Source organism: Thermaerobacillus caldiproteolyticus (genome assembly GCF_015326725.1).
In the GTDB taxonomy this organism is placed as follows: Bacteria; Bacillota; Bacilli; order Bacillales; family Anoxybacillaceae; genus Thermaerobacillus; species Thermaerobacillus caldiproteolyticus.
Genome location: NZ_CP064060.1, coordinates 34,188 through 54,019, shown reverse-complemented (window position 1 = coordinate 54,019; position 19,832 = coordinate 34,188). Strand labels below are relative to the sequence as shown.

The following is a 19,832-nucleotide window of genomic DNA, read 5'->3' as shown; positions in this document are numbered from 1 at the left end:
ATATTCCATCTGCCGCCGTTCTTAGGGTTCATAGGTTTTTACTGTTTTACTCTCTGGATTAGTGCTTTTTAAATGACATCTTCCAGAAGAGATATGAAAAAGAGTGGAATCTGCTTGTTAGAATTTATATACTTTCCATTCATTAAAGAACTACCTAATTCGCTAGTTTATGATTTGCAAGGTGAATGAGCCTCCCCCCTTTCTTAGAGTAGGAAAATAAAAAGTGATATCCAATCGGATATCACTTTTTTCGATTATCCTATTTGCTTAAACTGACCAAATGATAATTAATGGGCAGGAGCTGTCGGACTTTTGCTATTTTGAATAAGGCATGTGACCCAGATGATGAGAGCCGCGCCAACAAGATAAGAAAGTAAAATGAACGTTTGTTGTTGTAATTGAGACCAATCCCCTAATAAAATGACATCTTGAAACCCTCGAACGGAGTAAGTCATCGGCAAGCATTGACCGATGCTTCTCATAATTGGAGCATTTAGCTCTATTGGGAATGTTCCTCCACATGTTGCAAGTTGAAGAATTAAGAGCGTAATAGCGGCAAATTTTCCAACCAGCCCAAATACTGTTGCTAGCATCAGAATAAAGGTCATAAATGTAAAGGAAACTAGTAAACTAAAAAGAATAAATAAAGGTATGCTCGTCACGTGTAACTTAAATACACAAAGAATGAGCGTGTCCACAATAGCTGTTTGGATCAATCCGATTGAGTAAAATAACCCCAATTTGTTGATAAAATGGGCAGTCCCAGAAATTTCTTCCCTACGAACGAGCGGAAGAATGTTAGCTCCCATGATTCCGCCAACGTAAAGACCTAAAGAAAGAAAATAAGGTGCAATTCCGCTACCGTAATTCGGAACATCGGTAAGTTTCGATTCGACAAGTTTCACTGGCTGTGAAAACATAGTCGTTACTGCATCGCCTGTATGAATCGTAGATGTTTTTTGTGCAGCCTCATTTAATTTCGTTGATAGCTCACTCGTCCCGTCAGTAAGTTGAGTAAGTCCATTTGATAGTTTTTCTGCCCCATTATAGAGTTGCTGTTCTCCGTTGGTCAGAGCGGTAATTCCTTTGCCCAAAGAGAAAAAGCCATTTTCCCATTGTGAAAAGCCGTCAGCTAGTTGCACTGCTCCAACGGACAATTGTTTCGCCCCTTCAGTTGCTTGGTTCATCTTAACTCCAAATTGTTTCATACCTTCTTCTATTTTCCCTTGTGCCGCATTTAATTTTTTTGCACCTTCAACGAGCTGAATCTGTCCATTGTGTAACGTATTGGTCGCAACAGCTATCCCTTCAGAGATTTTAATAATCTTTTGCATATCAGCATCCCGCGCGGCATCTGGATGTTTTTGAACATACTGGTCCAGTGCAGCTTTTAAGATGTTGGCCGTGTCTTCTAGTTGAGCTTGCCCTTGTTCAACCTTCGTATTTCCATCCACCCATGCTTTTGTTCCTTGAGTCAATTGATCCATACCATTTTCTAACTTTTGATGTCCGATAGCCAGTTGACTCATACCGTTTGATAAATTAGTTGTCCCTTGTTGGAGCCTCTGGAGCCCTTGATCTAACTTTTGCACTCCAAGAGAAAGACGATTGCTTCCTTGTTGGAGTTGTGTAGCCCCATTCGTTAAACGATGAATCCCATTCGTCAATTGTACCATCCCATTTTTCGCTTCTGAGGTACCCTCATTTAACTTCTTAGCACCATCTGCTGCTTTACCCAGCCCTTTTGCTAATTCAAGCATTTTATTAAATACGCCTTCCGTATAGGATTTCGTAATACTGTTCGCAAGTTTTGTTTTCATTTCTTTCACAGCAGTACTGCTAATCTGGGACGCAACGAAGTTTTTTCCTGGATTGATTTTATACACAAGTTGTGCCGGTTGTGGGTGTTTATCCATCAACGTAGTTACCTTTTTTGAAAAATCTTCAGGGATCGTAATGGTCATGTAATATCGTCCATTTTTCAGACCGTTTTCAGCCTCTTTGGAAGACACAAACCGAAAGTTCAAGTCTTTGTTTTCTTTTAATTTTTTTACAAAATCATTACCAGCATGAATCGGTTGATTGTCCATCACAGCCCCTTTGTCCAAATTGACCACAGCTACAGAAAGTTGATCGAGTCGACCATATGGATCCCAATATCCAGTTAAAAAGAATCCTGCATAGATTAAAGGAACAATGAGTAGAAAGCCTAGTGCGATCCGTCCATGTTTATTACTTAGCAGTAATTTCCAATCTTTAAAAATCAATTTTATACCATTCATGTCTGTTCCCTTCCTCTTTCATTATTGCTTCAGCGTTAATCCATTCAGGAGAAGGAGATTAATGTATTGTTTGACTACTTCTTTATCCAATGATGGACGAGTTCGATTCCACTCCAAAGTAAGAGCTATGTAAAGCTGAACAATGGAATAACTTACAATTTTCGTATCACAGGGCACAATTTCTCCTTTCTGTAAGGCATCTTGCAATAAATGTTCGATAAAACGTTCCAGTGCTTCTTCATATTTTTTTTGCGCTTTCAGAACAACAGGAGTACCTGCAATACGGATTTCTTTCAATAACTTGTCAAGCAATCTGCTCTTTTTCCGAAAAGTCATTACCTCATCAAAAATCGCTAACATATTTTCTTGAAATGAACGCTCCGATGAAATGGCACTTTGAGCAACACGGACTACTTTCATGATTGCCCTATTAATCACTTCATCGAATAATTCTTCTTTACTTGAAAATATGGTATAAAGAGTTCCTTTACCAATATTAGCCATCTTCGCTACCTGATCCATCGTAGTCCCTTTATATCCAAAGAGAGCAAAGGCTTCCGCAGCGGATCTAAGGATAGCTGTTTTTTTGTCTGCTGTCACATGTACTTTTCCTTTCTTTTTTGACTATAAAACTAAAATTTAAATTTAGTCTACATTACCGTAAATTATATTTAATTACACTATAAAAAATGTGTCAATAGTTTTTTTATCCCTCCATTTTTCACTAAACGTTGTAAACGGCAGAAGCAGAAGTCTTCCCAGCTGTCATGATAAAATAAAAACGCTGCCATGATGATGGCAGCATAGCGAAGAATCAATATAATTTAAGTACAAAACCGTTCCCTTATCCTTTTAAGACGAATTCGTTTCCATCAATGTCTTTAAATTGTACAAATGTCCCCCATTGCATTTTTTGCGGTTCTCCTAAAAATTCTACACCTCTTGCTTTCATCGTTTCGTATGTTCCTAAAACATCGTCGCATTCAAACACAATAGACGGCTTTCTCTCATTCCAATCTTTCATCATCGTTTTTGGATAAATGACTAGTGCTGTTTGGGCTCCTTTTGGAGCTACTTCCAACCAGAAAGCATTCGGCCCCATTGGATGCTCGGCAACAACTTCAAATCCTGCTTTTTCTGTCCAAAACTCTTTCGCTTTTTGCTGATCTTCTACATAAATAGCAACAGTCGCAATTCGTTTAATCATGAAATTTCCTCCCTTGATCTTATACAAGACATTTCCACTATAGCACATATGTTCTTGTTTTACCACACAAAAAACAGCTCCTTTCTCACTTATTTTTCATGATTGTAAGCAAATTTGAGCCAATTTCGTATCTCAATGAACATACAATTTATTAGGGATGTTGGGTGTCATTGTCCGAGGGATAGCTGGCAGAATATTCATGGCAACAATCTGCGAAAGGACCGACGGATTCGGAGGACAGAGAACATGAAGAAAAAGAAAGATTGCGCATGACTTACCGCAGTAACCCAGCTTACAACCAATTAGAACACTTCACAGATCTTCCTTACTGTTTTATATGACTTTTGAAGAAACAGCAAAATTGCCGTCCCCCTATTCATAATAAAAAAGTAGCCGGATAACGCGATAACCAAAAAAAGAGGGTGCTATATCACCATCAGCACCCTTTTTCCTTTTATATATACTTCCGATGCACCATTTTTCCATCATACGTAAACAAGACCGGCTTGTTTTCCACAACCGTTTCGATATGCACTGCTCTTCCCCATAACTGATAAATGTATGGAAGCACTTTTTCCAAATACTTAAGGTCTAATTCAATGCCTTCATACCAATGTTTTAAATACAGCTCACCATTCCGCATATAATCTCCGTCATTGACGGTAATGTACGGAAACCCACCATTTACGCGTATGCTCACTAATTGATCGCGAATGTTTTCCCAATTCTTATCGATGACTTTGTAATCTTTTCCTTGTTTTTGAAACAAGTACATATCTTCACGCATCACTAATTCTTTTGTTAAATAGTTGCGCAAGAAGGAAATGTCTGATTCAAGCTCACGTACTTCAAAAATCTTTTCGCGACCTGAACCCGGTTTGACGCCGCGTTGTTTCATTTCCTCTGTTGGATTGTTCCATCGTTCTTCAATGTCTTCAAAAATTTTCAACCCTAAATAGTACGGGTTAATGCTTGTACGTGATGGCTGAACGACGCTGGCATTTAATTTAGCGAATTCAATCGCTTCATCGCTCGTTAAATCCATCTCCCGTAAAATTCGCTGATGCCAATACGAAGCCCAGCCTTCGTTCATGATTTTTGTTTCTAGCTGCGGCCAAAAATACAACATTTCTTCGCGCATCATTGTAAGAATATCACGCTGCCAATCCTCTAATTCACGGCTATACTCTTCAATAAACAACAGCATATCTTTTTCCGGTTGTGGCGGAAATTTTCTTCGTTTCCTGCGAGGTGGTGGAGCCGGGTTATTTCGTTCATCAAGCGACCACAAATCGTCATACGGAGTCGTTCTTGCCGGTTCTTCTTCATACACTTCTGTATCTTCAAGCGTCCATGATAATTTCGAGCGAAGGAGTGATGGATCGATATGCTCTTGAATCGCCAATACCGCATCTAAAAACTTTTCCACTTCTAATTTTCCGTATTGATGTTCATACTGTTTAATACGTTCAGCAGTCGCTGCCATGCTTTCGACCATATCGCGCTTTGTATTACTGAAGCGAATGTTGTTTTTGAAAAAATCGCTATGTGCCAAGACGTGAGCGACAATTAATTTGTTTTGAATAAGTGTATTTGTATCAAGTAAAAAGGCATAACACGGATCAGAATTAATGACCAATTCATAAATTTTACTTAGCCCTAAATCATAATGAATTTTCATTTTATAAAATTGCTTCCCGAAACTCCAATGGGAAAAACGCGTCGGCATGCCGTAGGCACCAAATGTATAAATAATATCGGCAGGGCAAATTTCATAACGCATCGGATAAAAATCCAACCCAAATCCTTGCGCAATTTCCGTAATCTCGGCAATGGCACGTTCCAATGCTTTCAAGTCATCTTGGCTCATTCGCATCTCCCCCCTTTTTCCTCTTATCACAATGTATGAGGGAAAAAGAGATTTGATACTTATTCAGTTTTTGCAAATGGAAAAGCAATATGTCAGAAATCGTTTTTCTTTTATCTGCCTCATCGTTTATAATGAAAAATAGCTTACCATAAAGTGCGGTGGTTAGATGGAGTATTATTTACATCATTGGATTGAACAATTTGGATATATCGGTATTATGATAGCTCTAATGGGCGGGATTGTCGGTCTTCCGATTCCTGATGAAGTATTGTTAACATATGTTGGCTACAATGTTTTTACAGGAGCGATGTCCTTCCCGCTCACATTAGTATGTAGTTTCATTGGAGCCATCATCGGCATTTCCATCAGCTATTGTTTAGGGATTAAATTAGGACTACCTTTCTTGCATAAATTCGGACCAAAAGTACATATTACTGAGGCACGAATCGAACAAACAAAAGTTCTTTTTGCCAAAATGGGGCCATTTGTTTTAGTGATCGGCTATTTTATTCCGGGCATCAGGCACATTTCTGCCTTCCTTGCGGGAATTAATGAGTATAAATTCAAAAAATTCGCCATTTATGCTTACAGCGGTGCGTTACTTTGGGTCTTGACATTTATTACATTAGGAAAAGAATTAGGGAAAGATTGGAAAAATGTAAAACATTACATGGAACACTATAGCACCCATTTACTTCCATTATTAATTATCGCTTTACTGATTGGGGCTTGTGTGTCCTATTGGCGTCTTGGAACAAGCGCCAAAAACGATGCATGAACACAAAAACACCGGTTTTTGGCAACCGGTGTTTTTTCATGCTAACACAAACGAATTTACGCACTTGTCTCCGTTTTTTGATATGTTTCCGTTAGAAGCCCCATAAATGTTCCAAATCCGAACATAAACATGGAAGCTCCCATAATTCCTAAACTGATAATGGTGAGGAAAAAGTCTTTATTGTAAGCGCTCGCAATAAAACTTAATAAAAATAAAGCGAATCCAACAATTAATCCTACTGAAGCAATCATTTTGCACATTTGCGTAATTGCTTTCCCTTCACACCGTTCCTTCATTCTCATCATCCCCTTATCCCCTTTCTTTAAAGATAATATTTTTGTCACAAAATTGCAACATTTACATTCAAAAATACAGCCCATTTTCGTTTATAATTTATTTTTTACCTAATCACGTAACATTTACAGCGCAAAAAACACATGAACTATCACACACTAAATGTGACTCCTCAAATGAAGGAGGAATACACATTGAACACAATGGATTATGATAAAGCATTATATTATACCCATCGTTCCGAGTGGGATAACCTGCTTATTTTAATGGTACGCACAAAAGACGATTTACTTTCAAAAAAAATTGAGCATTTTCTTCACGCCTATAATTTTGAACACGATTATTCTGTTATTCAAAAACGCTTAACCGCTCTTTTGCGCTACATTGACCATGCGCTTGAAGTAAGTGAACAAAAAACGGGGATAGAGCAGTATGCTTACTTCTATTCGTAAATAAATAAAGGAAGGGAATTTCCCTTCCTTTTATAGCGCTTTTGAGATATCCGATTGTTCTTTTTTTACTGATGTTCCGAGCCTTAACACAGCCAGTCCAGAAATGACTAGCAGCCCGCTTAATATCGCATACGGAATGAGAACGTTTTGTAAAGAAACCGCACCAGTAAACACACTCAATAAGAACGCGCGAATCATGAATCCTACCGCGCGGAACAAACTATCGACTCGCCCGATTTTATCATTAGGAATTCGGTCCATCATCAATGAACTTCGCGCGACCCTTGTTCCTGCATTTCCAAACGCTGTAAGTCCAACGAGCACATAAAAAACAAGCGTGTTTCTCACTAAAAGAAACAGCGTAATCGCACAGGCATAAATCAACACCGTCACTGTGATGCTCAATTCTGTACCGATTCTCTTCAACAAAAAAGGAACAACCGCTCCTGCAAACGCCGCACCGAAACCGTATACCATACTTTGAATTCCATATACAGAACCATCTTCCTTTAATACGTCAGCGATATAAATTGGATGAAGATAATTCGTCATCATCACTCCGATAAAAGGCATAAACGAAGCAAGTAAAAACCAAAATAATGATGGATGGGCTCTCATGTAACAGCATCCTTCTGTCATCTTCTTCCAAAAAGAACTTTTTTCTGCCTTTCGCATGGAGCGATGATACGGAATGAACAACAGACAACAGATTGCTATTCCATAGGTTAACGCATCTAACGATAAAATCCAGCAAAGCGGCACTTTCGTAAGAAGCAAGCTCGCCGTTCCTCCAGAAATAACGGTAGCCAGTTGCCCTTGAATTTCCATGACTCCATTCAATGCCTTGTATTGATCGCGGTCAAATACTTCCTGATTAAAGGCAAACAGCGTTGGATAAAAAAGAAAATAATAAAGTGAACCACTTGCAAATAAGATAGCTAGATGCCATACATCATACTTCATTCCTGCTATTCCGCACAGCGCAAAAATAGCAACGATAATCAAGCCCATCGCCTCACCAATCAGTAACATTGCTTTTCGGGAAATGTGATCAATCCACATCCCTACATATGGTGTCAATAAAAACATAATGATCGTCATGGCTGTTGTAATATAGCCAAACAGTGTTTCGCCACCGCTTTTTTGAATCAACAGCCAAGGAATAGCGGTCATCGTAATTCCTGTTCCGACAGAGGAGAACAGATTGGCGACGAGCAATGGATACAAACGGCTGTCGCGATAGAGGCTATTCATTCCTGTTCCCTCAACCACTTTGCCGCGTGAATATAACGCTGTAACTCGGAAAGGACGGCATCCACTTGCACAGCCGCTGCTTCTGTTAGACGCTCATGAACAAAGCAAGGCGGATCTAAGACGATCTGCTTCGGAATGGCATTCGCGTATACTCCACGCATGACGGTGCGCATATTGTTTAATGCATTAATGCCGCCTTTTCCCCCTCCTCCTACAGCGATAAGAGCGACAGGCTTATGTTCAAATTCATCACTGCTTAAAAAGTCAAGGGAATTTTTTAACGCTCCGCTCATTGCGCTATGATACTCTGGAGAACAAAGGATAACGCCGTCTGCTTGTCGGATTTGTTGACGCAGCTGCCGAACAGCAGGCAATTCGTTTTGGCTTGCTTCGCCATTATATAATGGCAATGTACCTTCACTCAAATCAATGAGCTCTGCTCCGTACCGTGCAGCAATATACTTTGCGACAATTCGTGTTCTTCCCGATTGGCGCGGACTTCCGTTGATCACAACGATGTTCATGTTTCTCTCTCCTTGTTTATCGTTTTCCTACTTATAGTGTAACCAAGATAAACGCTTCATCCATCGCCAAATCGGGGGAGCTTTTCCTACGAAATTAGCCAAAGAAGATGCTACGACTAAAGTCTGAGATGCTTCACCGCATAAAGAGCAGCTTGCGTGCGATCAGCAAGATTTAATTTTGCGAGAATATTCGACACATGCGTCTTTACTGTTTTTTCTGTAATCATGAGTGAGGCAGCAATTTCTTTGTTGCTTTTTCCTTTAGCAATTTCCGCAAGCACTTCCTTCTCCCGCTTTGTTAGTTCCTCTAATAATCGTTCTTCGTGAGTCTCTCGCTTTGATAAGTGGGTCATGAGATGAGTCGTAGCTTTTGGGTGAAGCTGGTTTTCGCCTCGATAGACTAATTTGATGGTCTCAACAAGCTGGTCCGGTTCAATATCCTTTAACTGATATCCCGATGCACCAGCACGAATAGCTGGGATGACATAATCTTCATCGGCGAAACTCGTTAAAATAAGAATTTTTGTGTTAGGGGATATTTCCTTTATTTTTTTCGTTGCTTCAACACCATCCATGACAGGCATAACTAAGTCCATTAAAACAATATCCGGTTGAAGCTCTTTCGTTCGTTGTACCGCTTCCTCGCCATTGGCTGCTTCGCCAACGATGTCGATCTCTTTTTGTGTTTTTAAAAAAAACACTAATCCCCGGCGAACAACGTGGTGATCATCCGCAATGAGCACTTTAATTCCCATTATCCTCTCCCTCTTTTCAATGGAATCATTACTTGAATGGTCGTCCCTTCGCCAATGGTACTTTTGATGTGAATCTCACCGTTTAACGATGTTACTCTCTCTCTCATGCTGCTTAAGCCAAGAGAAAGTGTATTTTCTCCAATGTAGTGAAATCCGCATCCTTGGTCGTGAACACTCATTTTGACCTTATTGCTTTGTACACTAATGACAATATAGACCGTTGAAATACCAGCATGTTTTTTACAGTTGTTCAGCGCTTCCTGTCCAACACGCCATAAACATTCTTCCACTTCATTTGGTAAATCAATAACTCCTTGAATATCAATGTCTATCTTCAATCCAAGCATGTTTCCGTAATGCTTAAGAGCGCTTGCCAGCCCATTTTCTAACCCTTGTGGACGAAGCTGCCAAATGAGCGCCCGCATTTCATGAAGAGCCTCTTGCGCCAATTGCTGAATGTAAGTAAACGTGTCTTTCATATTTTCGTCTTCCGTCATTTCTTTTGCACCGCGCGCCGTTAAAAGCAGTGAAAACAATAATTGATTAACGGAATCGTGCAAATCACGCGCTAACCGGTTTCGTTCAGCTAATAACGCAAGTTTTTGTTCATTTTCTACAAGCTTTATGCGCTTAATAGCGGTACCGATTTGGTAAGCAACAGCTTCAAGCAATGCCAGTTCCTCGCTCGTAAAGTGGGTTTTGTGAGGGGCAGCAACATTTAATAATCCAAATTTCTCTTCACCGGCACGGAGCGGAATGCTGGCATGATGTGTAATGCCATTAGTGTCTCCCCATTTCTCCTCTATGGCATCTTCTAGCCGCTTGCACTCAATGACATTGGCTGCCCGCTGCAATCGTCCATCCTTGCATCTATCCAAACACCAACAATCACCTTCACACATCGGCTTCTTGTTTCCCCATGTAAGAGCAGGCGGCAATTCATAGTCAGCAACAAGTGAAAAATCTCCTTTTTCGTTAACAAAAAAAACCCATCCGCATTGTAATTTCATCACTTGCATTAATTGTTTTAATACCGCCTGTAGCATTTCTTCCAAATCATTGGCCTCATTCAATGTTTCCGCAATTAATTTTAATGTTTGCAATTCTTGAATACGCTGCTTTTCTCTTTCCATCTCCCTCTCCCCCTTTCGTAAAGTAGATAGAAAAAGACAACACCGCTATCGGCATTGTCTTTTCACATTAAGCAATAGGATACTGTTGAATGAGCGGATGAAGAACAATTTCATCAATGAGCATATGTTTCGGGGCACCGGCCATGTACACAACGGCTTTAGCAACATCTTCCGCCTTTAACCAATCTTGTTTTTCCGGTACACCTTGCACAGAGTTGGCAAAGTACGTATCAACCATTCCCGGATTAATCGTGCCGACACGAATGCCGTAGTTTCTTACTTCTTGTGCCAACGAACCAGAAAAGCCTTGCACTGCATATTTCGTTGCTGTATAAGCGGCACCGTTTGGAATCGTATAACGCCCGACATCTGACGAAATCGTAATAATCGTTCCTGATTTTCTTTCTTTCATATGCGGAAGTACCGCTTTAACTCCAATAAAGACACCTTGTACATTGACCTCAAATACTTTTTTCCATTCCTCGATGGTTGTTGATTCTATCGATTTAAAAAAGCCGATTCCTGCATTGTTGACGAGTATATCGATTTGTCCGAATCTTTCAAGTGTCTTTGCCACCATTTCGTTCATTTGTTGTTCGTTTGCCACATCGACTTGAAATGTTTCAATATAGTTAAATCCTTTTTCTCTCAATTCCTTGCCTGTTTGATAAATGTCTTCGGAACTTCCGACAAGCGCCAACTTCGCCCCTTGCTCTGCAAATTTAAGGGCGATCTCCTTTCCAATCCCTCGAGAAGCACCTGTAACAATAGCCACTTGATTTTTTAACATTAAAAACATCCTTCCACACGCAAACTATCTCTAATTTATATGCCATCTTTATATAATATAGTAATCGTTTACATGATGATAAGCAACTAAAACAACATAGGAACAATTTTTCGCATGGTTCGCAAAAACAGAAAGAAAACTGTCGAATTTTTATACGCCGACTTTAATTATTTGATTGCCTTTTAACCTTTTCGCCCGGATTAAATTCAAGTTTTGCCGCTTTCGCAATTAATTTTGATATATCGGTGTTATCTAAAACTCCCTCAAAAATTTGACTACCGACCCCCGTGGCAAATACCGGAACCATATTACCCGTATGGCCACCTGTTGAGCTTTCCGCACGAATCGCTCGGTCAACGATGCCGACTTTATAATGTTTAGCAATAACTGAACCAATTTCCCACGCTACTGCAAAAGATGTATAAACTTTTCCTTTAGTCTCCCTCACATTACGCAAAAACTCTGTTATTTCTTTATCTGTTAAGTCAATGTAGGCATATGTTTTAAATACTGTCTTTACACTTTCCCTTGTAAACATACCTGTGGTCTTGTCTGTTACTAGTTTTGCTGCCATATATTCAGGAGAAACACGAATTTTCTTAAGTCCCTTTATGTTCATCGGTTCTGTCGCAGAAATTCCCATCGTTTCATGGTCAGCCAATACAACAATTAATGTGTCATTCCGTTTTTTCGCCCAGTTGACCACATCGCGCACTGTATTATCTAATTCAATCGTCTCCTTCCAAACACCAGGAATGTCTGCAGCATGTGATGCATGATCAATACGGGCTCCTTCAACCATTAAAAAGAAGCCGTTTTTTCCTTTAGAGAGTACGTCTAATGCTTTCGCTGTCATTTCATTTAGTGTTGGTTCATTGCTGTTGTACTCTTCTCTATCCTGTTTATAACTCATATAAGACGGATGAAATAAACCAAGCAATTTATTCGGTCTTCCCACCTTCATTAGCTCATCGCGGTCCGTGACTACGGCATAGCCTTTTTTACGGAATTTTTCAATTAAGTCTTCTCCATTTTGTTTTTTAGGACTGAAATATTGTGAACCTCCCCCAAGAAGAACATCGTATTCATTCTTAACCAGTTGTCTTGCTACTTCTTCTTGACCCCAGCGGTTTGCTACGCTTGCCGTGAACGCAGCAGGCGTTGCGTCTGTTACCGTATTTGTAGAGATAACCCCTACTTTTTTTCCATTTGCTTTAAATACGTCCAAAATGCTGTCAATCTCACGACCGTTTTCATCAACGCTAATCGACTCATTCTTTGTCTTTTTTCCTGTTGAAATCGCCGTTCCCCCTGCTCCAGAGTCTGTCACAATATTATTGGATGAATATGTATGCATTAAAGCGACATTCTCTAATGATTCCATAAAGAGGCGTCCATTTTTCCCGTATTCAAATAACCGAGCGATTTCAAGTTGTCCAATTCCCATGCCATCTCCAATTAGCAAAATCACATTTTTTGGAACATCACGTGCAATTACTGATTCACTTGCTGCTTGAACATTAGGAAAAGAGGATTCCTTAAGCGAAAAAAAGGGGCCGATAGTTGCTAAATTGCCAAGCAAAATGGCGACAAGAACTTTAGATTTGAGTGACATGAACATCCCTCCATCATTCGGAATATTTGTCGTTAATATCCCCAAAAAACTATAAAAATTTCGTACGACATAAAAACAAAAACAGCTGATAAGGCATTACGCCTTATCAGCTGTCGCATTTAAAAACGCATGAACTTGCTTCATAACAGCGTTAGAAAGCTGCTCAAGTTGTTTTTCGCTATCTGCTAAAGAATGTCCTTTTACCCCAAAATAAACTTTCGCTTTTGGCTCTGTTCCTGAAGGGCGTAAGCAAAACCATGAGCCGTCTTCTAAGAAATATTTCAGTACGTTTGATTTTGGGAGTATAATCTCTGTTTTTTCTCCAGTGGCTGTGTCGAAGCGTTCGCTCGTTTTATAGTCCTCAATAATCGTTACTTTTTTTCCTGCAACTTCTGCTGGCGGTTCATGACGAAACGCTGTCAAAAGCGCTTGAATTTTTTCTGCTCCTTCTTTCCCTTTTAACGTTAATGACTGTAATCCTTCACGATAATATCCATATTTATCAAATAATTGCAACAATCCTTCGTATAATGACATACCTTGCTTTTTATAAAATGCACATACTTCCACCGCTAACACCGCTGCTTGAACTGCATCTTTATCACGAGCGAAATCACCAATTAAATAACCGTAGCTCTCTTCATATCCAAACTGAAAAACATATTGTCCGGTTTGTTCGTATTCTTTAATCTTTTCTCCGATAAACTTAAACCCCGTTAACGTATCAATCGTCTCTAGCCCGAAAGACTTGGCAATCGCCCGTCCAAATTCAGATGTCACAATCGTTTTTAACACAATGCCGTTTTTCGGTAATGTTCCTTTTTCTTTCTTTTGTGACAAAATGTAATGAAGCAATAAGCCACCCGTTTGATTTCCTGTCAATACGATATATTCACCGCTGTCATTTTTGACAGCAATCCCCAAACGATCGGCATCCGGGTCTGTAGCGATTAATAAGTCAGCATCTATCTCTTTGCCGACTTTTCTCGCTAATTCAAATGCAGTATGTTCTTCTGGATTTGGTGACTTAACCGTTGAAAAGTTTGGATCTGGAAATTCTTGTTCTTTCACGACGACGACCTTCTTATATCCAAGCGCTTCAAGAGCGTGACGGACTGGCTTGTTGGCTGTACCGTGAAGCGGTGTAAATACGACATTTACGTCTACTTCTTGTGAAAGCTGTGGGTTGAGTGAAATCGTTTTTACAGCTTCGATATAAGCACGATCGACTTCTTCACCAATAATTCGAATGAGTCCTTTTTCTTTTAGCGTCGACTCTTCCTCGACTGGAATCGTAAGTTCATTTTCCACTTCATTAACATATTGAATAACACGATCAGCAATATCCGGTGGAAGTTGTCCTCCGTCTTCTCCATACACTTTATAGCCGTTATATTCAGGTGGATTATGACTCGCTGTAATGACAATTCCAGAAAACGCTTGTAAATGACGGACGGCAAACGAAAGTTCCGGCGTCGGCCGCAATTCATCAAATACATAAGTTTGAATGCCGTGTGTTGCAAGCGTTTTCGCCGCTTCCATTGCAAATTCCGGGGACTTATGACGAGAATCGTACGCAATGACGACCCCGCGCTTTTTGGCCTCCTCACCAAATGATTCTATGTATCGTGCCAATCCTTCTGATGCTTTACGTACGGTGTATATGTTCATCCGGTTCGTGCCGGGACCGATTTCGCCACGCATTCCTCCTGTACCAAATTCCAAGTTTTTATAAAAACAATCCTCTAACCATTGATGATCATCACGATGTTCTTGCAGCAGTTTTTTTAATTCTTGGTCTAAATGTTCATAAGTGCTCCATTGCTCATACTTATTTTTCCAACTCAATCCATATCCCTCCGCATTTTGTTCCTTTACTCTTTTTATTCGTTATCATCATACGATATTCCTTTTATAATGAAAAGGATGCCCCATGAAAATGAGACATCCTTTTTGAGTTAAGCTTGTGGTTGGGATGGTTCAGAAATATTTGTAAGAGCTTGTTCTGCCGCTTCGTCATAAGCATGGTTCGTCGCAATGTCACCTAAGGCCACAATACCACGAAGTTGATTGTTTTCTACGATTGGTAAGCGGCGAATTTGATGCTGCGCCATGACATTTGCTGCTTCTTCTATGCTCATATCTGTCGTTCCTGTCACGATGTTTGTCGTCATGACTTGTGATACAGGAGTGGAAGAAGCATTTTTCCCTTGTGTCGTTGTACGAAGAGTAATGTCACGGTCTGTAATTATTCCTTTTACTTGACCATTTTCCACTACTGGAAGTGCACCAACATTTTTCTGGCTCATTAATTGAGCTGCTTCTTGAACTGTTTGGTTAGGAGAAACAGTCGCTATATTTTTTGTCATAATGCTTTCGACTTTATTATTATTGTTCAATGTGATCCTCTCCTTTCACCGATTAGTCTGACCATTTTTCGTGTGTATATGGGTAGAAAATAATGCTTACATATTTACTTTTTTGTATGAAAAAATAAAAAGGGCGGCTTTTTTACTGAAACCGCCCCACATGGTGTTATCGAATTTTGTAGACACGTGCTTCCCACGGCTGTAAACGAATTTCGCGGAGATCTTCTTCTTCGCTGACCTCATAATTGCTGATAAGCAGCTCTTTTGTCGTATACGTAATTTCCTCAGGAAGCAGGAAAACTGGTGTTTTACCAGAGAAGTTGGTGATGACGACTAATTTTTCATCTCCTAATGTGCGCGTATACGCATAAATATATGGGTCATCTTCTAAAATTAAGTCGTATGTGCCATAGACGATAATATCATGCTTTTTCCGCAGCTGGATCAACTTTCTATAATAATGAAACACAGAATTCGGATCTTCCAGCGCAGCCTTCGCATTAATCTCTTTATAATTTGGGTTGACCTGAATCCACGGTGTACCTGTTGTAAAGCCGGCATGTTCACTGTCATCCCACTGCATCGGAGTTCGCGCATTGTCACGACCTTTATAATAAATTTTCTCGAGCACTTGTTGGGGATCTTCCCCATATTCTCCCACGCGTTCTTTATACATGTTTAATGTTTCGATATCCCGGTAGTCCTCGATTGATGGGAAGCGCACATTCGTCATTCCTAGTTCTTCCCCTTGATAAATGTATGGCGTGCCTTGCATCATATGCAGGAACGTGCCAAGCATTTTTGCTGATTCGACTCGATATTTTCCATCATCACCAAAACGAGAAACGGCACGAGGCTGGTCATGGTTATTTAAGTAAAGGCTGTTCCAACCTTTTCCTTCTAATTCCTTTTGCCATTTCGTCATCGTTTTTTTCAAATCCGCTAATGACCACGGTTTAATATCCCATTTTCCGCCTGAACCTGAATCTAAGCCAACATGCTCGAATTGAAACACCATATTTAGCTCATGACGATCGGGATCGGTGTATAAAATTCCTTCCGCTGGCGTTACACCAGGAGTTTCACCAACAGTCATAATGTCATATTTCGATAACACTTCCCGATTCATTTCCTGCAAAAACTCATGCACACGCGGTCCATTCATAAAATATTTGCTGCCTGATGCATATTTTTTCCCTTCTTGAGGCTCACCATCTGGCAATCCCGGCACTTTCGAAATCATATTAATGACATCCATACGGAAACCGTCGACACCTTTATCGAGCCAAAACTTCATCATTTCGTATACTTCTTGGCGCACCTTCGGGTTTTCCCAGTTTAAGTCAGGCTGTTTTTTTGAAAAGAGATGCAAGTAATATTCACCTGTCGTTTCATCATATTCCCACGCCGAGCCACTAAAAGCAGACTCCCAATTGTTCGGCTCCTTTCCATCTTTCCCTGAACGCCAAATGTAATAATCGCGATACGGGCTATCCTTCGATTTTCTCGATTCAACAAACCACGGATGTTCATCAGATGTATGGTTAACGACTAAATCCATGACTAGTTTTATACCGCGCTTATGCATTTCCTCCAGCATTTCTTCCCAATCTTCCATCGTCCCAAATTCGTCCATAATTTCACGATAGTCGCTAATATCATAGCCATTATCATCATTTGGTGATTTATAAACAGGCGATAACCAAACAACGTCAACTCCGAGCTCTTTCAAATAATCAAGTTTGGAAATAATGCCGCGAATATCTCCGATTCCATCACCATTGGCATCTTTAAAGCTGCGCGGATAAATTTGATACACAACCGCCTCTTTCCACCACTTTCGCTCCACGTCTCTCACTCCCATCTATGTATATGAAAACGATTTCATATTTACATTGTACTATAAAAAGATATATGTGCCTATATATTTTACATTCCTTTTTCCCTCTACTATAATAAAAATGGTAAAAATACTTAGGAATAAGGGGATTTATATGAATAAAAAAGAAAAAGCGCTCGAAAATTTACTTATTAGCGCTTGGGGGATTTCTCTGATCGCAACATTAGGCAGCCTCTATTTTTCAGAAGTTCTAAAATTTATTCCATGCGACCTCTGTTGGTTTCAACGCATTTTCATGTATCCTCAAGTGATTCTTTTAGGACTAGCAGCCATTCGAAAAGAATACGGGATTGCGCGCTATAGTTTGACACTATCAATCATCGGAGGAACGATTTCTCTTTATCATTACTTAATGCAAAAAATCCCTTTTTTTCAAGAACATTCGATTTCGTGTGGTCGTGTTCCATGCACGGGACAATATATTAATTGGTTCGGTTTTATTACGATTCCGTTTTTAGCATTGATAGCCTTTTTCTTGATTAGTGTGCTAAGTATAATCATTATTCGTAAAGCGAAAGAAGGGAACTAAATTGAAAAAACTGATCATTTTTGGCGCGGTCATCATTGGGTTATTTGCCGCTATTGCTTTTGTCACGTCCTATCAGCAAAAAGAAGAGGTAAAAGATAATCCATATCACAAAAAAGAACTTCATCCAGCTACTGTTGAACAGCTTGACGATCCAAACTATCAAAACATTATTTTGCCAGACGAATTAGAGAAAAAGCTAGCAAATCACGAAACGGTGACCGTCTACTTTTACAGCCCTACTTGTCCGCATTGTCAAAGAACAACTCCAATTGTCGTGCCGATGACAAAAGAAATGGGCATTGACTTAAAAATGTTTAACTTACTTGAATTTGAAGAAGGCTGGGACAAATACCATATTGATGGAACACCGACGATTGTTCATTATGAGCACGGCAAAGAAGTGAAACGAATCGATGGTTACCATGATGAAGCTGTCTTTCGCGAGTGGTTTCAATCATTAAGAAAGTGAGCTGGGCAAATACTCTCCCCCCGAACATGAGGCATTTAGGACTTTTAAAATTTATGCTTTCTTACCTTTTATAAAATGGAAGAGGGCTCTTATTCAAAGAGCCCCTAATCTTAACTGCATCTACATAAACCAATCGTTTTCCCGTGGTGCATACTTGCTGAAGATAAACGGTCGTTTCTTGCTAAATTGCTCAAGCGTAAATGGAAATACAATGCCATACTGACTTAGTAAAGTAACATTACGCTCAAATAAATTTCGGTATTCATCATACCCTCCATTCTCCTCTATGCATTCAATAATGGTAATCAATGATTGTAGTGATGAAATAATGTGAAACGCTTCTCGCATTGTCCCATTATATGTAAATTCTCCTCCTTGAAAAGAAAGAATTTGTAAATGTTGAAATTCCTCTATTTGCTCGTCATCAAAGTAACGTGGAAAAATATGACTATAAAAATAATGAGCTAAACTGCTGATATACTCCTCTTGTTCTTTTGTTGCTGCGTAGACAACTCTCAACGTTCATACCACCTTTTTCATTACGCGACTTCATCCCATCTCACTTGCATACCGTAGCCATCAAGCGATACTATGAGTGTATCATAACTTATCAACTCGTGACGGTAGAAAGTGTTTCCACTGTTAGTGAAAATTTGAGGTGAGAAAATTGATTACAACTCGAAAAGGAGAATGGATCGAATTTGTTATTCCTCCTGATTGGCAGGGACACTCCATTGAAAGGTTATTAAAAGAAACATGGGGAGTCCCTAAAAGACTTATGCATCAATTCCGTATCGAAAAAGGTGTTAAATTGAATGGACAAGTCATTCCATGGCATACGTTATTACAAAAAAACGATCGCTTGCAATTATGGCTTTACAAACCAGAACATTTAGACATTGTTCCGCAATATCGCGAGCTTGAGATTTTATGGGAAGACGAGCATCTTCTCGTCATCAATAAAGAGGCTGGGATTGACGTTCATCCGACGGAACAAACCAAAACCGAAACATTAACCAATGCGGTCGCATTTTATTTGCAATCGCAAGGTATTTTTACAAAAGTCCGTCATATTCACCGTTTGGACCGTGATACATCGGGAGCCATTTTATTTGCCAAACACGCGCTGGCAGGAGCGATGTTAGATCGAATGCTTGAACAGCGAAAAATTAAGCGGACATACGTGGCTCTTGTTCATGGAATTGTGAAGAAAAAAACAGGAACAATCGCTGCACCGATTGGTCGCGACCGACACCATCCGACAAGAAGAAGGGTGTCAAAAACAGGAGCATCAGCCGTTACTCATTACCGTGTTCTTGATCCATCATTTCAACAACAAACATCGCTAGTAGAACTTTCTTTAGATACGGGGCGCACTCATCAAATTCGCGTTCATATGAGCTACATTGGACATCCGTTAGTCGGTGATACACTATATGGTGGTTCTTCAGAACAAGCACAAAGGCAAGCCCTTCATGCAGTGAAACTTTCGTTTTCTCATCCGTTCACGAATGATCCCATCACGTGCATTGCCCCTGTTCGTGATAATGTATTTCCCAAAGACATCACTCGCTTTTACTAGCAACAAAAAGGCAGACTTGATAGTAACCA

20 protein-coding genes are annotated in these 19,832 nt (G+C 39.9%); 5 read left to right on the top strand and 15 right to left on the bottom strand.

The window, feature by feature from the left end:
• Positions 1 to 287: 287 nt before the first annotated feature.
• From ISX45_RS00275 to ISX45_RS00260, 4 genes are all read right to left on the bottom strand, one after another.
• Entirely contained in the window at positions 288 to 2,282 is a 1,995-nt protein-coding gene (locus ISX45_RS00275) for a YhgE/Pip domain-containing protein (protein WP_194519678.1), read from the bottom strand.
• 21 nt (positions 2,283 to 2,303) lie between these two features.
• Entirely contained in the window at positions 2,304 to 2,882 is a 579-nt protein-coding gene (locus ISX45_RS00270; protein ID WP_194519677.1) for a TetR/AcrR family transcriptional regulator, read from the bottom strand.
• Positions 2,883 to 3,126: 244 nt separating this feature from the next.
• Complete coding sequence (locus tag ISX45_RS00265) at positions 3,127 to 3,489, bottom strand: VOC family protein (RefSeq protein WP_181555607.1); 363 nt, start codon at positions 3,487 to 3,489, stop codon at positions 3,127 to 3,129.
• 454 nt (positions 3,490 to 3,943) lie between these two features.
• Complete coding sequence (locus ISX45_RS00260; protein WP_181555606.1) at positions 3,944 to 5,359, bottom strand: SpoVR family protein; 1,416 nt, start codon at positions 5,357 to 5,359, stop codon at positions 3,944 to 3,946.
• A 166-nt stretch (positions 5,360 to 5,525) separates the two neighbouring features.
• On the opposite strand from ISX45_RS00260, the gene ISX45_RS00255 reads away from it, so the two are divergent.
• Positions 5,526 to 6,137, top strand: coding sequence for a DedA family protein (locus tag ISX45_RS00255; protein ID WP_194519676.1), 612 nt, complete (start codon positions 5,526 to 5,528; stop codon positions 6,135 to 6,137).
• A 56-nt stretch (positions 6,138 to 6,193) separates the two neighbouring features.
• Here the strand turns inward: ISX45_RS00255 and ISX45_RS00250 are convergent, their stop codons facing one another.
• Positions 6,194 to 6,439: an MFS transporter gene (locus ISX45_RS00250; RefSeq protein WP_181555847.1), complete on the bottom strand. Its 246-nt coding sequence runs from the start codon at positions 6,437 to 6,439 to the stop codon at positions 6,194 to 6,196.
• Positions 6,440 to 6,625: 186 nt separating this feature from the next.
• On the opposite strand from ISX45_RS00250, the gene ISX45_RS00245 reads away from it, so the two are divergent.
• A complete protein-coding gene (locus ISX45_RS00245; protein ID WP_181555604.1) occupies positions 6,626 to 6,883 on the top strand; it encodes a YhdB family protein in 258 nt (85 codons plus the stop codon).
• A 30-nt stretch (positions 6,884 to 6,913) separates the two neighbouring features.
• Here the strand turns inward: ISX45_RS00245 and ISX45_RS00240 are convergent, their stop codons facing one another.
• From ISX45_RS00240 to ISX45_RS00200, 9 genes are all read right to left on the bottom strand, one after another.
• The gene (locus tag ISX45_RS00240; RefSeq protein ID WP_194519675.1) at positions 6,914 to 8,137 is read right to left on the bottom strand and encodes an MFS transporter; all 1,224 of its coding nucleotides are present in this window, start codon (positions 8,135 to 8,137) and stop codon (positions 6,914 to 6,916) included.
• Positions 8,134 to 8,661, bottom strand: coding sequence for an NADPH-dependent FMN reductase (locus ISX45_RS00235; RefSeq protein WP_181555602.1), 528 nt, complete (start codon positions 8,659 to 8,661; stop codon positions 8,134 to 8,136). The genes ISX45_RS00240 and ISX45_RS00235 overlap by 4 nt, the downstream gene beginning before the upstream one ends.
• Positions 8,662 to 8,777: 116 nt before the next feature.
• Positions 8,778 to 9,416, bottom strand: coding sequence for a response regulator (locus tag ISX45_RS00230; protein WP_181555601.1), 639 nt, complete (start codon positions 9,414 to 9,416; stop codon positions 8,778 to 8,780).
• Positions 9,416 to 10,549: a GAF domain-containing sensor histidine kinase gene (locus ISX45_RS00225; RefSeq protein WP_181555600.1), complete on the bottom strand. Its 1,134-nt coding sequence runs from the start codon at positions 10,547 to 10,549 to the stop codon at positions 9,416 to 9,418. The genes ISX45_RS00230 and ISX45_RS00225 overlap by 1 nt, the downstream gene beginning before the upstream one ends.
• Positions 10,550 to 10,616: 67 nt before the next feature.
• On the bottom strand, positions 10,617 to 11,339 hold the full coding sequence (locus ISX45_RS00220; protein ID WP_181555599.1) for an SDR family oxidoreductase: 723 nt from the start codon (positions 11,337 to 11,339) through the stop codon (positions 10,617 to 10,619).
• Positions 11,340 to 11,502: 163 nt separating this feature from the next.
• Positions 11,503 to 12,954, bottom strand: a complete 1,452-nt coding sequence (locus tag ISX45_RS00215) for an alkaline phosphatase (protein WP_194519674.1) — start codon at positions 12,952 to 12,954, stop codon at positions 11,503 to 11,505.
• A 96-nt stretch (positions 12,955 to 13,050) separates the two neighbouring features.
• Positions 13,051 to 14,802, bottom strand: coding sequence for a phospho-sugar mutase (locus ISX45_RS00210; RefSeq protein ID WP_181555597.1), 1,752 nt, complete (start codon positions 14,800 to 14,802; stop codon positions 13,051 to 13,053).
• A 110-nt stretch (positions 14,803 to 14,912) separates the two neighbouring features.
• Complete coding sequence (locus ISX45_RS00205; RefSeq protein WP_194520578.1) at positions 14,913 to 15,359, bottom strand: CBS domain-containing protein; 447 nt, start codon at positions 15,357 to 15,359, stop codon at positions 14,913 to 14,915.
• 130 nt (positions 15,360 to 15,489) lie between these two features.
• Positions 15,490 to 17,172 carry a glycoside hydrolase family 13 protein gene (locus ISX45_RS00200; protein WP_194519673.1) on the bottom strand — a complete coding sequence of 561 codons (1,683 nt, stop codon included), beginning with the start codon at positions 17,170 to 17,172 and terminating at the stop codon, positions 15,490 to 15,492.
• A gap of 145 nt (positions 17,173 to 17,317) precedes the next feature.
• Between ISX45_RS00200 and ISX45_RS00195 the strand changes: the two genes are divergently transcribed.
• Both ISX45_RS00195 and ISX45_RS00190 read left to right on the top strand, forming a co-directional pair.
• The gene (locus ISX45_RS00195; RefSeq protein WP_194519672.1) at positions 17,318 to 17,752 is read left to right on the top strand and encodes a disulfide formation protein C; all 435 of its coding nucleotides are present in this window, start codon (positions 17,318 to 17,320) and stop codon (positions 17,750 to 17,752) included.
• Position 17,753: 1 nt separating this feature from the next.
• On the top strand, positions 17,754 to 18,221 hold the full coding sequence (locus tag ISX45_RS00190) for a thioredoxin family protein (RefSeq protein WP_194519671.1): 468 nt from the start codon (positions 17,754 to 17,756) through the stop codon (positions 18,219 to 18,221).
• Between the two features lie 120 nt (positions 18,222 to 18,341).
• Here ISX45_RS00190 and ISX45_RS00185 read toward each other — a convergent pair whose 3' ends face one another.
• Positions 18,342 to 18,740: a DUF5365 family protein gene (locus tag ISX45_RS00185; RefSeq protein WP_194519670.1), complete on the bottom strand. Its 399-nt coding sequence runs from the start codon at positions 18,738 to 18,740 to the stop codon at positions 18,342 to 18,344.
• Positions 18,741 to 18,891: 151 nt separating this feature from the next.
• Here ISX45_RS00185 and ISX45_RS00180 point away from each other — a divergent pair, with 151 nt between their 5' ends.
• Entirely contained in the window at positions 18,892 to 19,803 is a 912-nt protein-coding gene (locus tag ISX45_RS00180; protein WP_194520577.1) for an RluA family pseudouridine synthase, read from the top strand.
• The last annotated feature ends 29 nt before the right edge of the window (positions 19,804 to 19,832 follow it).

Bases quoted from the DNA above. Each gene is read 5' to 3' on its own strand.
- ISX45_RS00275 (WP_194519678.1), bottom strand. From the start codon at position 2,282: ATGAATGGTATAAAATTGATTTTTAAAGATTGGAAATTACTGCTAAGT.
- ISX45_RS00265 (WP_181555607.1), bottom strand. From the start codon at position 3,489: ATGATTAAACGAATTGCGACTGTTGCTATTTATGTAGAAGATCAGCAA.
- ISX45_RS00260 (WP_181555606.1), bottom strand. From the start codon at position 5,359: ATGAGCCAAGATGACTTGAAAGCATTGGAACGTGCCATTGCCGAGATT.
- ISX45_RS00255 (WP_194519676.1), top strand. From the start codon at position 5,526: ATGGAGTATTATTTACATCATTGGATTGAACAATTTGGATATATCGGT.
- ISX45_RS00250 (WP_181555847.1), bottom strand. From the start codon at position 6,439: ATGAGAATGAAGGAACGGTGTGAAGGGAAAGCAATTACGCAAATGTGC.
- ISX45_RS00240 (WP_194519675.1), bottom strand. From the start codon at position 8,137: ATGAATAGCCTCTATCGCGACAGCCGTTTGTATCCATTGCTCGTCGCC.
- ISX45_RS00235 (WP_181555602.1), bottom strand. From the start codon at position 8,661: ATGAACATCGTTGTGATCAACGGAAGTCCGCGCCAATCGGGAAGAACA.
- ISX45_RS00230 (WP_181555601.1), bottom strand. From the start codon at position 9,416: ATGGGAATTAAAGTGCTCATTGCGGATGATCACCACGTTGTTCGCCGG.
- ISX45_RS00225 (WP_181555600.1), bottom strand. From the start codon at position 10,549: ATGGAAAGAGAAAAGCAGCGTATTCAAGAATTGCAAACATTAAAATTA.
- ISX45_RS00220 (WP_181555599.1), bottom strand. From the start codon at position 11,339: ATGTTAAAAAATCAAGTGGCTATTGTTACAGGTGCTTCTCGAGGGATT.
- ISX45_RS00215 (WP_194519674.1), bottom strand. From the start codon at position 12,954: ATGTCACTCAAATCTAAAGTTCTTGTCGCCATTTTGCTTGGCAATTTA.
- ISX45_RS00195 (WP_194519672.1), top strand. From the start codon at position 17,318: ATGAATAAAAAAGAAAAAGCGCTCGAAAATTTACTTATTAGCGCTTGG.